The sequence below is a fragment of the Pseudoduganella plicata genome, assembly GCF_004421005.1.
GTDB classification, from domain to species: Bacteria; Pseudomonadota; Gammaproteobacteria; order Burkholderiales; family Burkholderiaceae_D; genus Rugamonas; species Rugamonas plicata.
On sequence record NZ_CP038026.1, the window covers coordinates 1,508,397 to 1,523,528 of the forward strand.

The 15,132-nt window shown below is 66.4% G+C and carries 13 protein-coding genes, 5 tRNA genes and 1 pseudogene; 1 reads left to right on the forward strand and 18 read right to left on the reverse strand.

Annotated elements, in window-relative coordinates:
• Window positions 1-182: 182 nt before the first annotated feature.
• A complete protein-coding gene (locus tag E1742_RS06480; protein ID WP_229466582.1) occupies window positions 183-1,298 on the forward strand; it encodes an aldo/keto reductase in 1,116 nt (371 codons plus the stop codon).
• On the opposite strand, the gene E1742_RS06485 is transcribed toward E1742_RS06480, so the two are convergent.
• The 18 genes and pseudogenes from E1742_RS06485 to recO form a co-directional block, all read right to left on the reverse strand.
• On the reverse strand, window positions 1,205-2,800 hold the full coding sequence (locus E1742_RS06485; RefSeq protein WP_134384081.1) for an esterase-like activity of phytase family protein: 1,596 nt from the start codon (window positions 2,798-2,800) through the stop codon (window positions 1,205-1,207). The genes E1742_RS06480 and E1742_RS06485 overlap by 94 nt on opposite strands.
• Window positions 2,763-3,154, reverse strand: a pseudogene (rbsD, locus tag E1742_RS06490) (D-ribose pyranase). The gene E1742_RS06485 and the pseudogene rbsD overlap by 38 nt, the downstream one beginning before the upstream one ends.
• Window positions 3,151-4,050, reverse strand: coding sequence for a ribokinase (gene rbsK, locus E1742_RS06495; RefSeq protein WP_134384082.1), 900 nt, complete (start codon window positions 4,048-4,050; stop codon window positions 3,151-3,153). Before rbsK ends, rbsD begins: the two are co-directional and overlap by 4 nt.
• The gene (locus tag E1742_RS06500; protein ID WP_134384083.1) at window positions 4,047-5,072 is read right to left on the reverse strand and encodes a LacI family DNA-binding transcriptional regulator; all 1,026 of its coding nucleotides are present in this window, start codon (window positions 5,070-5,072) and stop codon (window positions 4,047-4,049) included. Before E1742_RS06500 ends, rbsK begins: the two co-directional genes overlap by 4 nt.
• Window positions 5,073-5,090: 18 nt before the next feature.
• Window positions 5,091-6,050, reverse strand: coding sequence for an ABC transporter permease (locus tag E1742_RS06505; protein ID WP_134384084.1), 960 nt, complete (start codon window positions 6,048-6,050; stop codon window positions 5,091-5,093).
• Window positions 6,051-6,070: 20 nt separating this feature from the next.
• The gene (locus E1742_RS06510) at window positions 6,071-7,627 is read right to left on the reverse strand and encodes a sugar ABC transporter ATP-binding protein (RefSeq protein WP_134384085.1); all 1,557 of its coding nucleotides are present in this window, start codon (window positions 7,625-7,627) and stop codon (window positions 6,071-6,073) included.
• A 104-nt stretch (window positions 7,628-7,731) separates the two neighbouring features.
• Entirely contained in the window at window positions 7,732-8,691 is a 960-nt protein-coding gene (locus E1742_RS06515) for a sugar ABC transporter substrate-binding protein (protein WP_371860210.1), read from the reverse strand.
• Between the two features lie 215 nt (window positions 8,692-8,906).
• Complete coding sequence (locus E1742_RS06520) at window positions 8,907-9,809, reverse strand: sulfurtransferase (protein ID WP_134384086.1); 903 nt, start codon at window positions 9,807-9,809, stop codon at window positions 8,907-8,909.
• A 66-nt stretch (window positions 9,810-9,875) separates the two neighbouring features.
• Window positions 9,876-9,951: transfer RNA gene (locus tag E1742_RS06525), tRNA-Gly, on the reverse strand.
• 36 nt (window positions 9,952-9,987) lie between these two features.
• A tRNA-Cys gene (locus E1742_RS06530) sits at window positions 9,988-10,061 on the reverse strand.
• A gap of 59 nt (window positions 10,062-10,120) precedes the next feature.
• Window positions 10,121-10,196, reverse strand: a tRNA-Gly gene (locus E1742_RS06535).
• 40 nt (window positions 10,197-10,236) lie between these two features.
• Window positions 10,237-10,312: transfer RNA gene (locus E1742_RS06540), tRNA-Gly, on the reverse strand.
• A gap of 73 nt (window positions 10,313-10,385) precedes the next feature.
• Window positions 10,386-10,461 (reverse strand) — tRNA-Gly (locus E1742_RS06545).
• A gap of 103 nt (window positions 10,462-10,564) precedes the next feature.
• The gene (gene pgsA / locus E1742_RS06550; protein ID WP_134384087.1) at window positions 10,565-11,149 is read right to left on the reverse strand and encodes a CDP-diacylglycerol--glycerol-3-phosphate 3-phosphatidyltransferase; all 585 of its coding nucleotides are present in this window, start codon (window positions 11,147-11,149) and stop codon (window positions 10,565-10,567) included.
• A gap of 100 nt (window positions 11,150-11,249) precedes the next feature.
• Window positions 11,250-13,100: an excinuclease ABC subunit UvrC gene (uvrC, locus tag E1742_RS06555; protein WP_134388070.1), complete on the reverse strand. Its 1,851-nt coding sequence runs from the start codon at window positions 13,098-13,100 to the stop codon at window positions 11,250-11,252.
• A gap of 8 nt (window positions 13,101-13,108) precedes the next feature.
• A complete protein-coding gene (gene acpS, locus E1742_RS06560; RefSeq protein ID WP_134384088.1) occupies window positions 13,109-13,507 on the reverse strand; it encodes a holo-ACP synthase in 399 nt (132 codons plus the stop codon).
• Window positions 13,504-14,262, reverse strand: coding sequence for a pyridoxine 5'-phosphate synthase (gene pdxJ / locus E1742_RS06565; RefSeq protein WP_134384089.1), 759 nt, complete (start codon window positions 14,260-14,262; stop codon window positions 13,504-13,506). Before pdxJ ends, acpS begins: the two co-directional genes overlap by 4 nt.
• An 11-nt stretch (window positions 14,263-14,273) precedes the next feature.
• Complete coding sequence (gene recO, locus E1742_RS06570; RefSeq protein WP_371860211.1) at window positions 14,274-15,122, reverse strand: DNA repair protein RecO; 849 nt, start codon at window positions 15,120-15,122, stop codon at window positions 14,274-14,276.
• Between the last annotated feature and the right edge of the window lie 10 nt (window positions 15,123-15,132).

Consider the following 15,132-nt stretch of genomic DNA (forward strand, 5'->3'; position numbering starts at 1 on the left):
AGCCGGACCATCCGGGCCGCCAGGCTGCGCCAGTGTAGGGACGCGGCAGGCGCTGCACATGTGCCATTCGTCATGGATACCGCCCTGGACCGGCGCAATATCCCGGCCGTCAACCGTGCGCCCCGCGCCGGGCGACCGCGGGCACACTGCCATTTCAGACCACGTACGAGAAAGGATTCACGGTGAACCAGCGCTATCAACCGATCACGCGCCTGGGCCTGGGCGGCACCGGGCTGGGCGACATGTACCACACGACGCGGGACGAAGCCGCCAGGGCGACTGTCGATGCGGCGTGGGAGGCGGGCATCCGCTATTTCGATACGGCGCCTCACTACGGCGCCGGCCTGTCCGAGCACCGCTTCGGCCAGGCCCTGCGCAACCGGCCGCGCGACGAATACACGCTGTCGACCAAGGTCGGGCGGCTGCTGGCGCCGGCGTGGCCCGGCGAGATCGCCAGCCCGTTCGTCAATGCGCTGCCGTTCCGGCGTGTGATCGACTACACGGCCGACGGTGTGCGCCGTTCGGTCGAGGACAGCCTGCAGCGCCTCGCACTCGGCCACATCGACATCGCCTATGTACACGACCTGTCACCCGACCAGTTCGGCAACGAGTTCGAGCATTACTACCGCATCGCGGCCGGCCCCGGTGGCGCGTTCGAAGGCATGGTGCGGCTGCGCAAGGAAGGAATCATCAAGGCCTGGGGCCTGGGCGTGAATACCGTCGAGCCGTGCCTGCGGGCGCTGCGCCACTCCGACCCGGACATTTTCCTGCTGGCCGGACGCTACACGCTGATGGAAACCACCCCACTGGCCGAGCTGTTCCCGCTGTGCGCCGAGCGGGGCGCGCACGTGGTCATCGGCGGCCCGTTCAATTCAGGCTTCCTGGCCGGTGGCGATCACTATGACTACGCGCCGGCGAAGCCCGGGCAGCACCAGCACCGCGAGCGCCTGCGCCAGGTGTCGGCGCGCCATGGAGTCGACCTGGCGGCGGCAGCGCTGCAGTTCGGCGCGGCCCATCCCGTGGTGGCAGCAACGATACCCGGGGCCAGCAGCCCGAGCACCTGCGCCGCAACGCCACCCTCATGGCTGTCGCCATCCCGCCGCAGTTCTGGCAGGCGCTGCGTGACGAAGGGCTTGTGCCGCCGGAGGCGCCGCTGCCGGGCGAGGCGACAGTCCCGGCATGAACGCCCGGATGCGCGGCGGCGTTATTGCACGTTCAGCGGCACGGGCAGCCGCACGAGAATGAACTCGCCGTCGTCCGGCCGCTTGGGCGAACGGGAACCCGCGCCACCCGGGTAGTTGCTGTCGTTCACCAGCATCAAGGTGGAACGGTCGACGATGCGTACCGCCTCCACGCACTCCATCGGGAAGGTGAAGATGCCGTCGATCGTGGCGGCGCCGCCCAGCTTGCGCGGGTCCGCGATCTTCATCAGGTCGACGACTTCTTCCTTGACCAGGTAGCCGTTCGCATCGACCTTGTTCAGGTCGATCCTGTAGACCTTTTTTACCCGCGCGGCCACGCGGTCCGCGCCTGTCGCCGGGAAGCCGGCACGGGCATCGCCCGCGCCGCGGTCCTTTTCCACCACGAGGAATTCGTGGTCGTTAATGGCCGTCATGTCATTGACGCTGAAGATTTCGGGCACGGTGGCGCCGGCCGCGTTGACATAGCTGCCGCTGCCCACGCGGTACGAATAGGCCGTCGGCAGATAGGCGCCCGTCCTGATGTCGAAGACGTTCAGGATGCGGCGCTGCGGGTCGGTGTCCGTCGTTAGGTCCTTCTCCATCAGCGTGTAGATGCGCGTGCGGGACGGGTTGATCGTCATGCTTTCGAAACCGCCGGAATTGGGCAGGTTGGCCGTGGCCGTGCCCAGGTTCGGATTGCTGGGCGACTGGACCAGCGGATTGCTGCCCAGCTTCAAGGTATTCGGCAGCGGGATTTCCCTGGCCAGCACCTTGCCGGTGCGGTCCGTCTTGACCAGGAACGGGCCGAACTCGTCGCCGAACCAGAGATTGCCGTCGGCATCGACGACCATCGATTCCAGATCCAGGTCGCCGCCCGTCAGCAGGCGTCCCGATTTGATCAGCGGATCGACGGGCTGGGTCGCGCCGGACTGCGTGGTGCCGGGATAGTTGGTGCCGTCGGCAACGATGGCATACGACAGCTTGCGGTCCGGATCGCGCAGGCGCATGTAGCTGTTGGCGTCAAAACCGGACAGCGTGTCGCAGGTGGCGAAGTTGGCGGGCGTGACCTTGCCTGACACCCAGTCCGGCTTCATCGCATACACGTGCAGCAGCGCGCTCGGCGACGTGGCCTTGCTGCCGAATCCATTGTCCTGCATGACGTAGAAGCAGCCGGCCGCCGGACCGTTGGCCAGCGCCGAGAAGCCCTGCATCGGCTGCTTGTTCACGAACGGCAGCTGGTAGCCGTAGTTGGCGGTGGCGCTGGTGTAGTCGGCGCCGCTGATGAACTGCCCCGTCGTGGGACCGGCCACGTAGGTGTCGGCCGGCAGACTGGCGAAGCCGATCAGCGTCGGAACGGAGACGGCTTCGGAGCCTGCGGGGCCATCGCCGCCGCAGCCGGCAAGCGTCATGGCGAAAACGGCGGCAAGGAGGGTCGACTGTGTGCGGAGGGTAAGCTGTTGCATGGTCGCTGTGGGTTGTTCACGGACCGTGCAGTCTAGGGCGCAGGCATGACGGCGTGATGACAGCACGAGGTTGCGACCCGTGCCGGGCGCCGGTCTTGCCTCGCAACTCAGGATGGCGTCAGAACACCACGCCGGCAAACAGGATGATGTTCGCATATGGCGTGCATTCGCCCGTGCGCACCACGGCGCGTGCCCCGCGGTCAGGCGCTTGAAATCGGCGTGGGGCACGCTGCCGCGACCGGGCAGGTCCAGCGCGGCGATGGCGGCGGCGATGGGCAGGTTGCGGTCGGCCAGCTCGTCGGCCAGCACGTGGCGCTCGACCTGCATTTCCTCCAGCACGGTGGTCAGCGTCTGCATGAAGCGCGGCACGCCGTGCGTCAGCGCCAGGTCGATCACGGGCACGCCGGGCGGCACGGGCAGGCCGGCGTCGCCGATGACGACCATGTCGCCATGGCCCAGCGATGCGATCAGCTGCGACAGCGCGATATTGAGGACGGGGCCTTTTTTCATGAGGGTTCCAGTTCGTTCAGGTAGGGGATGGAAGTCTGGGCGCCGTGGCGCGTGACGCCGATGGCGGCGGCGCGCTGGCCCAGGTCGATGGCGCCGGCCGGATCCGCGCCGGCCGCCAACGCGGCGACAAGGCCGCCGATGAAGGTGTCGCCCGCAGCCGTCGTGTCGACCGCCTTGACGGCTCGCGCCGGGAAGTCGCGGCTGCCGTCCGCCAGCGCCGCGTGCACGCCCTTCGCGCCCAGCGTGACCAGTACATTGCGGCAGCCCTTGGCCTGCAGCGCGGCGGCGCTGCCCGCATAATCGTCCGCGTCGGCGTGGGCGCCCAGCAGCATGGCCGCCTCGATCTCGTTCGGTACCAGATAGTCCACCTGGGCCAGCACGCTTGCCGGCAGGGCGGCCGCGGGCGCGGGATTGAGCACCACCGTTTTGCCCATGCCGTGCGCCATGGCGATGGCATGGCGCACCGTGTCGGGCGGCGTTTCCAGTTGCACCACGACGATGGTGGCGCGCGCCATCAGCGGCAGCGCGGCGTCGATATGGGCCGGGGTGAGCTCGTCGTTGGCGCCGCCGGCGATGACGATGCTGTTCTGGCCGTCCTCGTCGACGAGGATCGACGCGATGCCGGTGGCCACGCCGGGCAACGCGGTGACGTGGCTGACGTCGATGCCGTCGGCCACGAGGGCCGCGCGCAAGGTCGTGCCGAAGGCGTCGTCGCCGACGCAGCCGACCATCGCCACCGGCGTGTGGCCAAGGCGGGCGCAGGCGACTGCCTGGTTGGCGCCCTTGCCGCCGGGGATGGTGCGGAACGCGCCGCCGGTCAGCGTTTCGCCGCGCAATGGCATGCGCGGCACGCGCAGCACGAGGTCCATATTGATGCTGCCGATGACGACGATCATGTGATGATTCCTGGTGAAATGTTGGATGGTGCGTGCCGAGCGACGCTGGAGCCGCGCACATTGAGGACGGGAGCAATGCGGCGCCGCTGCGGCGGACGGTCCGGCGCGGCGATGCGCTCGAGCAGGCAGGCCGCCGTGATATTGCCCAGCGCGCGCGTGCCCTGCGACACGCTGGTCAAAGGCGGGTGGACGAACTGGGCCAGGTCGATATCGTCGAAGCCGACCACTGCCAGCTCGCCCGGCACCCCGATACCCAGTTCGGCGGCGGCACGCAGCGCGCCGATCGCCATCATGTCGTTGCAGCAGAACAGCGCGTCGGGACGCTGCGACGCCGGCCGTGCCAGCAGGCGCAGCGCGGCCGCATAGCCGCCGGCGCTGCTGAAGTCGCCCGTTTCGAACAGCTTCTGGTCGAGTGCCCCGCCCAGCGCCCGGCGCATGCCGGCGATACGCTGCTCGGACACCTCCAGTTCGCGCGGACCGCCGATGCAGCCGATGCGGCGGCGTCCCAGCGCCAGCAGGTGCTGTCCGGCCAGCTCGCCGCCGGCCAGGTTGTCGATGCCGACGACATCGTACTCCAGCCCCTCCGGCGCGCGGTCGATAAAGACGGCCGGCACCTGCCGCCGGCGCAGCAGTTCGCCGTCGGTCTCGGCCAGTGCCGCCATGATGAGGCCGTCGCAACGCTTGGTCAGCAGGACGTTCAGGTAATCGCGCTGCTTGGCCGGATCGTCGTCGGAATTGCACAGGATGACGCTGTAGCCCGCCGCGTAGCACGTGTCCTCGATGCCGCGCGCGACTTCGGAAAAATACGGGTTGGTGTTGTTGGGGATGATCATGCCGATCGTGCCCGTGGTCTGGCTGCGCAGCGAGCGCGCCAGCGCACTGGGCACGTAATGCAGCGCGGCTGCCGCGGCCAGCACGCGCTCGCGCGCGGCCGGGCTGACGGGGCGCGTATCGTTGAGCACGTGCGAGACCGTGGTGTAGGACACCCCGGCCGCCTGCGCCACTTCCTTGATTGTTGCCATGCTGTTAACCGTGCGCGGTCAGGCGCGCTCGCCGCGGCGGCGGTAGGTGTCGAGCACCACGGCGGCCACGATCACAAGGCCCGTGACGATGCGCTTCATCGGCTCGCTGACGCCGATCTGCGCCAGCCCGGCCTCCAGCACGGAAATGATCAGCACGCCGATAAATGTGGCGTAGACGGAGCCGCGCCCGCCCATCAGGCTGGTGCCGCCGATGACGACGGCGGCGATCACCTGCAACTCCATGCCGACGCCGCCATTCGGATCGGCCGCTTCCAGGCGCGACACCTGGAACAGCGCGCCCAGGCCGGACAGCAGCCCCATCAGCACGAACACGAGCACCTTGGCCGGACGTGGATTGATGCCGGACAGGCGTACCGCCTCTTCGTTGGTGCCGATGCCGATCCACTGGCGGCCCAGCACCGTCTTGGTCAGTACCAGCTGGCCGATGACCGTCACGGCAATGGCCGTCAGGAAGGCCGGCGACATGCCGAGGAAGATCGGCGCGCTGATGCCATCGACGGCGCTGCCGATGTATTCGGTGCGTGAATCGGTGACCTGGTAGGCGGCACCGCGCGCCATTTCCAGCACGCCCAGCGAGACGATAAACGACGGAATGCGCCAGCCGACCGAGATCATGCCGGTGATCATCCCGCACAGCGCGCCCACCAGCAGGCCCAGCAGGCTGCCCAGGTAGACGGGCCAGCCCCAGCGCACCGTCGCCATCGACAGGAACGACGCCGCCAGCGCCATCACGGAGCCGACCGACAGGTCGATGCCGCCGACGATCAGGATGAACGTCATGCCGACCGCCATCACGACCAGCGTCGGGATGTCGTTGGCCAGCGTGCTGAGCGTGGAGAGCGTGAAGAAGTTTTCGCTCAGGTACGAGAACAGGCAGCACATCAGCACCAGCGCGCCGATCAGACCGGCATAATTCTTCAGGTCGGCCATGCCGCGTTTCAGATAGGTAGTAGGCATAAATATTTCCCCTCGGCGTATCAGGCCGCGGCTGTGGAGTGATCGGAAGAGGCGATGTCCTGCGTCAGGTAGCCGCTGAAGGCGGCTTCCAGCAACGCGTCCTGGCTCCAGGCGCCGCGCTCGAAGGTGTTGGCGATGCGGCCGGCGCTCATCACGGCGATGCGGTCGCAGATCAGCATCAGTTCGCGCAGGTCGCTCGAGACGATGATCAGTCCCTTGCCCTGGCGCGCCAGGTCGGCCAGCACGGTGTAGATATCGAACTTGGCGCCGATGTCGATGCCGCGGGTGGGCTCGTCGAACAGCATCACGGGGCAATCGCGGTGCAGCCAGCGGGCGATGACCACTTTCTGCTGGTTGCCGCCGGACAGTTCGCCAACGGGCTGCTGGCCGTCGCGCGAGCGCACGCCCAGTTTGCGGATGTAGTCGCCGGCCAGCGCATGTTCGGCGCCATGGTCGATCCAGCCGGCGGTGCTGACGGCGCCCAGCCTGGCCAGCGAGGTATTCACGGCGATCGACTGCCGCAGCAGCAGCCCCTGCCCCTTGCGGTCTTCCGTCACCATGGCGATGCCGGCCTTGACGGCGGCCTTGGGAGAATCGATGGCGGCCGCGTCGCGCCCCTCGCCGATGAACACATGGCCGGCATCGGCCCGGTCGGCGCCGAAGATCAGGCGCAGCAGCTCGGTGCGGCCCGACCCGATCAGCCCGGCAATGCCGAGGATCTCGCCGGCACGCAGGTCGAACGACGTCGGCTGCACGGCACCGGTACGGCCCAGCCCGCGCACGCGCAGCAGCGGCGCACCCAGCGTGCGCCCCGACAGGTCGATCTCCGCATCGGCGGCGCGGCCCACCATCAGCCGCACCAGGTCGGTGCTGCTGTAGCCGTCGATCGCGTCATCGCAGACCAGGTCGCCATCGCGCAGCACGGCGATGCGGTCGGCGACGCGCTTCAATTCCTCCAGACGGTGCGAGATGTAGACGATCGCCACGCCGTTCGCCTTCAGGCGCGCCACCTGTTCGAACAGCAGCTCGACTTCGCGATGGGTCAGCATCGCGGTCGGCTCGTCGAGAATCAGCAGACGGCATTCGCCGATCAGGTTACGGGCGATCTCGATCATCTGCTGGTGCCCGATGCCCAGTTCGCCGACGGGCTTCCACGGGTCGATGTCGGTCAGGCCGACCCTGGCCATCTGGGCACGCGCATCGCGCTCCAGCCGGCCTCGGTCGATCCAGCCGAAGCGGTGCGGCAACTGGTTCAGATACAGGTTTTCCGCGACGGACAGGGTCGGAATCAGGTTCAGCTCCTGCATCACCATCCGGATGCCAAGCGTTTCCGCTTCGGTTCGCGACGCCGGCCGGTACGGCTGGCCGTCCAGCAGCATGGCGCCGTCCGTGGCCGGCTCCAGGCCGCAGATGATCTTCGACAGCGTGCTCTTGCCGGCGCCGTTCTCGCCGGTCAGCGCCAGCACTTCGCCGCCGCGCACGGCCAGCGACACGTTGCGCAGCACCGGCTCGACATAGGTCTTGCCGATGCCGGACAGCGTCAGCAGCGCGGCGCTCGCATTGGGCTCATGGGTCATACGGAACTTTCGCAATGGGGCTGGAAGGTATGGGGACGCACCGGCGCAGGGTGGACGGCGCGGCGGCCGTCCACCCTGCCCGGGCGGGCTGCGTATGGACCGCTTTATTTGCTGTCTTTGGTGACCAGCGCAACCTTGGTTTCCACCATGCCGCCCAGCGTGGCCTGGGTCTTCTTCTCGGCCAGCGCCTTCAGCACGGCTTCGATGCCGAACACGGCCTGCTGCGAGCCGAACTGGTCGACGGTCGCCAGCACGCGGCCGTCGGCCAGCATCGGCTTGATGGCATTGATGTTGTCGTAGCCGATCACTTTCACCTTGCCCAGCTTGCCGGCCGCCTTGATGGCGGAGACGGCGCCGATGGCCATATTGTCGTTACCGCACAGGAATGCGGTGATATTCGGGTTGGCGTTCAGCATCGCGGCAGCGACGGTGTTGCCCGGCGCAATTTCCCACTGGCCGGACTGCACGCCGACCACCTTGGCGCCGGCCGCCTTCATGGCGTCCTGGAAGCCCAGGGTGCGCTGCTGCGCGTTGTACGTCGTCGAGACGCCCTCGATGATGCCGACCTGGTCGCCCGCCTTGATCTGCTTGGCCAGGAAATCGCCGGCAAGCTTGGCGCCCTTGCGGTTGTCGGGACCGACGAACGGCACCGTGATGCCCTTTTCCTTCAGCGCCGCATCGTCCAGCTTGTTGTCGATGTTGACGACGATGATGCCGGCGTTGACCGCCTTCTTGAGTACCGGCACCAGTGCCTTCGAATCGGCCGGCGCGATCACCAGCGCATTCACCTTCGAGACGATCATCTGTTCGACCAGCTTGATCTGGGCCGACGTATCGGTCTCGTCCTTGATGCCGTTGGCCAGCAGGTCGTACTTGGCGGCGTTGGCTTTCTGGTGGGCCTTTGCGCCGTTTTCCATGGTCAGGAAGAACTCGTTGGCCAACGACTTCATCACCAGCGCGACCTTCGGCTTGGCGGCGGTCTGCGCCATGGCCGGCACGGCGGGCAGCGCGCACACGAGGGCGGCGGCGGCGATCAGTTTCAGGCGGGTACGGGCGGTGTTCAAGGTCGGTCTCCTTCAAGTGCAAGCACGTCTATGGGGTGCTTATCGGGAATTTATCGGAAAAACAGGCGCGCAAACGTTTGCGGATTGAATAATAGATCACGCCTGGACAATTGAAAAGGGATTTTCGGTGGAAAACCGCAGGCGCTGCCATACGCGCGGAGAGGCGTCAGGCGGCGTCGAAGATGGACCGCCGCAGGGTAGACAGAGGCGGCGGATCAATCAGCGTCGATCGTTTGGCAGGCGGCAGACGCTGCGGTCCGCACCGGATTGCCGGCATCCGCACTCCACTCGAACCACCCCCCGTCGTAGACGCCGATCCGTGGCCAGCCCAGCAGCCAGGCGTAGTAAAAGGCCAGCGACGCGCGCCAGCCTGTGCCGCAATAGAACGCCGTCTCCAGGCCGGCATGAATGCCCTGCTCGCGCCACATGGCTTCGATGACGGCGGCCGGCAACATGCAACCGGCGGCGTCGTGGTAGTCGCTCATGCTGTTGACGTCGCCGTCGCGCCCCGCCCTGCCCCAGCGTGCGCCCGGGATGTCGCCGCGTGCGCTGATGTAGCTGTAGCCGGACGTGGCGCCCGTGTGCTCGCTCCACGTGCGGACGCTGGCAAGCACGGCGTCATCGCGCGCCAGCAGTCGCCTGGCCTGTGCCATGTCGATCAGGAAGTCCGGGCGGCCAGGGAATGGCGCGCCGAATGCGCTTACAGGGACCGGCGCCTCGCCGGGACCGGCGGTCACCGGATGACCGTCGGCACACCAGCGCGCAAAGCCGCCGTCGAGCAGGCGCACGTCGGTCACGCCCGCGTACAGCATCAGGTGGGCCGCGCGGGCCGCGGCCAGCGTGTTGCGGCCGTACAGGATGACGGTGGTGTCGTGCCGGATGCCGAGGCGCAGCAGCACCGCCAGCAGGGCCTCGTCGGATACCTTGTTGAACAGTGGCGGCGCTTCGAGCTCGCGCGTGTCGAGGTGGATCGCTGTTGGAATATGGGCGGCGAGGTATTGTGCGCGACCGTCGCATCCTACTTCGATGATGCGCGCGTCCGCCCCCTGCCGCGCCAGACACGCAGGCGCCACCAGCTGGTGCGGCCGGGTCAGGCGCGAAGGCGGGGATGCGGGCATGCGGCGCTTTCGATAAGGAATCAAAATGCAAAAAGGGCAGCCACATCGGCTGCCCTTTTTCAATACTGGAGCGGGAGAAGAGTCTCGAACTCTCGACCTCAACCTTGGCAAGGTTGCGCTCTACCAACTGAGCTACTCCCGCATGGAGCTTTTACTGCTGCTTTTACTGCGATAACCTTGGAGGCGAGGACGGGAGTCGAACCCGTCTAGACGGCTTTGCAGGCCGCTGCATAACCGCTTTGCTACCTCGCCTGAGGAAACTTTTACTACGCAAGCCCCAGCGCGGTTAACCGCTGCGACCTTCTCAATTCTGGAGCGGGAGAAGAGTCTCGAACTCTCGACCTCAACCTTGGCAAGGTTGCGCTCTACCAACTGAGCTACTCCCGCTTGGAGTGGTATTACTTTTTTGCTGCCCCGGTCTTTCGACTGGAGCGGGAGAAGAGTCTCGAACTCTCGACCTCAACCTTGGCAAGGTTGCGCTCTACCAACTGAGCTACTCCCGCATTTCAGGAACCGCATTATCGCAGAATCATCATCAGATGCCCAGCGAATTGTTGACACTTTGCTCGCAAAAACTGGAGCGGGAGAAGAGTCTCGAACTCTCGACCTCAACCTTGGCAAGGTTGCGCTCTACCAACTGAGCTACTCCCGCATTACTTTCGACTACCGTTTTTTGCTGCGTTGTCATCAACAACAGGCCAGCATTATAGAGCATGGAATCGCACTGTCAAGGGCAACATTGCATTCAGTTCAGCTCAGTTCAGCGTCCCCGCCTTTTCCTTGATCAGCGGCCACGCCTTCTTCAGGTAGTACAGCATCGACCAGACCGTCAGCACGCTTGCCAGCCACAGCAGCTTCTCGCCCCAGTAGCGCGTGTCGATCGCGCCCAGCACGACGTCGTAATACAGCAGCGCGGGAATGGCCGTCATCTGCGCTGCCGTCTTGATCTTGCCGATGGAGTTGACGGCCACGGACTTCGACGCGCCCAGCTGCGCCATCCATTCGCGCAGCGCGGAAATCGTGATCTCGCGGCCGATGATGATAAAGGCGAGGATGGCATTGCAGCGGTCCAGCTGCACCAGCACGAGCAGCGCACCGGCTACCATCAGCTTGTCCGCGACGGGATCGAGGAAGGCGCCGAACGCCGACGTCTGGTTCCAGCGGCGGGCCAGGAAGCCGTCGAACCAGTCCGTTATGGCGGCAACAATGAACACGAGGGTGGCCGCCAGGTTGCGGTCCTCCAGCGGGAGCCAGCCGGGCGGGAGATAGAACACACCCACGACCAGGGGAATGAGCGCGACGCGCAACCAGGTCAGCAGGATCGGGATATTGAAGGGCATAGAGGCGGCGGGCTTGTGAAATTTTAATAATGCGCCGCTAGTCTACCCTGTGGCTGCCCCTAATGCCAGCAAGCACGATTCGTTAGAGCTATTAAAATGCTCAGTGCAGCCGCCGGTAGATCTCTTCGGCCAGCTTGCCGGAGATGCCCTCCACCGACATCAGGTCCTCGACGCTGGCATTGACAACGCCACGCAGCCCGCCAAAACGCGCCAGCAGGCGCTGGCGGCGCTTGGCGCCGATGCCTTCGATCTCTTCCAGCTGTGACGTCTGGCGCGCCTTGGCCCGCTTGGCGCGCATGCCCGTGATGGCGAAGCGGTGCGCCTCGTCGCGGATCATCGCCACCAGCATCAGCGCGGCCGATTCCTTGCCCAGCTCCTGCGGCGCGCGGCCATCCACGAAGATCAGCGTCTCCAGGCCCACGCGGCGGCCCTCGCCCTTCGCCACGCCGACGATCAGGCCGATGTCCAGCCCGAGCTCGACGAACACCTGGCGCGCCATCTCGACCTGCCCCTTGCCGCCGTCGATCAGCACGATGTCCGGCATGACGCCGTCGCCGTTCGCCACCTTTTCGTAGCGGCGCATCAGCACCTGGCGCATGGCGGCGTAATCGTCGCCAGGCGTGATGTCGTTGATGTTGTAGCGGCGGTACTCGCCGTTCTGCATCGCGTGGTGGTGGAACACGACGCAGGATGCCTGGGTCGCCTCGCCCATTGTGTGGCTGATGTCGAAGCACTCGACCCGCAACGCGTCCATGTCCTCGCACTCGATGCCCAGCGCATCGACCAGCGCGCGCGTGCGCGACTGCTGCGAGCCCTGCTCCGACAGCAGGCGGGCCAGCGAGATCTCCGCGCCCTTCTGCGCCAGCTCCAGCCACTGGCGGCGCTGCCCCTGCGGCTGGAACAGCAGGTTGATGCGGTGGCCGCACTGCTCCTGCAGCGCGATCATCAGCTCCGGCTGGTCGAATTCGATGTTCAGGATCAGCACGCCGGGGATCGTCTTCTCCGTGTAATGCTGGACGAGGAAGGCGGCCAGCACTTCGACCTCGATGGCCCGCTCGGCCACGCTCTCCGCATCGGTCACATGGGTCGGGAAGTAGGCGCGGTCGCCCAGGTGGCGGCCACCCCGTACCATTGCCAGGTTGACGCACGCGCGCCCGCCCTGCACCACCACGGCGATGATGTCGACGTCGGCGTCGCCCGTGGTTTCCATGCTTTGCTGGTGCAGCACCTTCGACAGCGCCTGGATCTGGTTGCGCACGCCGGCGGCCTGCTCGAACTTCAGGTCCATCGCGAAGCCGTGCATCTTCTGCTCCAGCTCCTCCATGACCTCGTTGGTGCGGCCGCGCAGAAAGCGCGCGGCGTTGTTCACGTCCGTGCGGTACTCGTCGACGCCGATGGCATCCACGCACGGGGCGCTGCAGCGGCCGATCTGGTTCAGGAGGCACGGACGCGTGCGGTTCTGATAGACGCTATCCTCGCACGTGCGCAGGCGGAAGACGCGCTGCAGGATCTGCATCGATTCCTTGACGGCCCACGCCGACGGGAACGGACCGAAATACTGGTTCTTCTTGTCCACCGCGCCGCGGTAGTACGCCATGCGCGGAAACTCGTCGCCCGTCAACTTCAGGTACGGATACGATTTATCGTCGCGGAACAGGATATTGAAGCGCGGCTGCAGCGACTTGATCAGGTTGTTTTCCAGGATCAGCGCTTCGGCCTCGCTGTGCGTGACCGTCGTCTCCAGGCGGGCGATGCGCTCCACCATCATGGCGATGCGCGGGCTGGAATGGTTCTTCTGGAAGTAGCTGGAGACCCGCTTTTTGAGGTCGCGCGCCTTGCCGACGTAGAGGACCTTGTCCTCGGCGTCGAAGTAGCGGTACACGCCCGGCAGGTTCGGGAGCTTCGCCACGGTGGCGAGCACCTGCTCGCGTGCCGTGACGGTCGGTTGCATCGGTTCTGTCATTCGCTTTGCCGTTCCACGATCGCGAACGCGACCGCGTAATCCTCTTCATCGCTGACGGAGACCTGGGCCGTCAGCCGGTTCGCTTCCATATAATCCCTCAACGCCCCGTCCCAGACAAACGCGGGCTTGCCATTGTCGGCATTGAGCAGCTGGGCCGCCGGCCATGTCATCGGCGCGCGCAGGCCGATGCCCAGGGCTTTCGACAGCGCCTCCTTGGCCGCGAAGCGCGTCGCCACGTAGCGCACCCCGCGCTGCGGATGCCCCTCGCAACGGGCGCGATACACCTCCATCTCGCGCGGCCCCAGGATCTTCTGCGCGAAGCGTTCGCCGTGCCGCCCCAGCGCCTGCGCGATGCGGCCGATCTTGCAGATGTCCGTGCCGACGCCGTGGATCATCGCGCTCCGAGCCGCGTCGCCACCATGATGGCCTTCATTTCACGCACGGCATTCTCCCAGCCGACGAACACGGCATGGCCGACGATGGCGTGGCCGATGTTGAGCTCCGCGATGTCGGGAATCGCCGCGATGGCCTGCACGTTCGTGTAGTGCAGGCCGTGGCCGGCGTTCACCTTCAGCCCGTGCTGCACGCCCCAGCGCACGCCGCGTTTGACGCGCTCCAGTTCTTCCAGCTGCACGTCGCCTGCGGCATCGGCATAGGCGCCCGTGTGCAGTTCGATGACGGGCGCGCCCACGTCGGCCGCGGCGGCGATCTGCGCCTCGTCGGCATCGATGAACAGGCTGACGCGAATGCCTTCGCCCTGCAACTGCTTCACCGCCTTCGAGACCTCGGCATGGAAGCGCACGACGTCGAGCCCCCCTTCCGTCGTGATCTCCGTGCGCTTCTCCGGCACCAGGCAGACATCGGCCGGGCGGATGCGGCAGGCGAAATCGATCATCTCCTGCGTCACGGCCGCTTCCAGGTTCATGCGCGTCATCAGCTGGGGCGCGAGCGCAATCACGTCGGCATCCTTGATGTGGCGGCGGTCTTCGCGCAGGTGCAGCGTGATGCAGTCCGCGCCGGCCTGCTCGGCCAGCAGCGCGGCGCGGATCGGGTCGGGATAGGCCGTGCCGCGCGCATTGCGCAAGGTGGCGACGTGGTCGATGTTGACGCCCAGGTCGATGACGGGGCCGGCGGGATGGAGGAAGCTCATATTGTTGTTTTCTACAGTTGCATGAGGTCGATGAGAATCTGGCGGGTGTTCAGCGGCGCACCGTTCAGGTGGTGCGCCAGCAGGTAGCGCATCAGCTGCTTGCTCTGGGCCTGCGTGGCGGGGTCCTGGTAATCCTCGCGCTCCATGTCGAGCAGCGTCTTGCCGGACACGCGTGGCGCCGTGTCGTCCGCCAGCACGGGGCGCGGCCCCCGCTCGGGCTCCACCACGTACTGTACATCGGCCAGCACTTTCGCGCGCGTCGTCGTGCACCGCGTCAGGTCGGCAGCGACGCCTGTCTCCCTAAGTAAGGCCGTTTCGAATTTGCGCAAGACGATGGGGGGCGATTCGTTGTGCGCCAGCTGGTTCAGCGTTGCCACGTAATGGTTGAACAGCGCGGGATGGGCATCGTCGCGCGCCAGCAGTTTGACGAGCAGCTCGTTCAGGTAGAAGCCGCACAGCAGCGCCGTCTTCTCCAGCGGCAGCATGCCGCCGACCCAGTCGGCATCGGTCAGTGTGCGCAGCTCGTTCTTGCCGGTCCATCCGGCGGACAGCGGCTGGAACGTCTGCAGCACGCCGCGCAACTGCGAGTGCGGCCGCTTGGCGCCCTTGGCGATCAGCGCCACGCGGCCGAAGTCGCGCGTCATCAGTTCGACGATGAGGCTGGTTTCCTTGTACGGGTAGCTGTGCAGCACGAAGGCCGGCTGGCCATGCACGCGGGTGCCAACGGTGCGGGGTGGCGGGCGCTTGCGAATGGCCGGTGGCGGCGCTACGGCCGGGGCCGTGACAACCTCGGGGGCGACTTCGGGGTTTCGGGGAGCATCGCTCCTCGCCAAGGTCGCGGGCAATGGCATGAATGCCATGCCCTGCCCA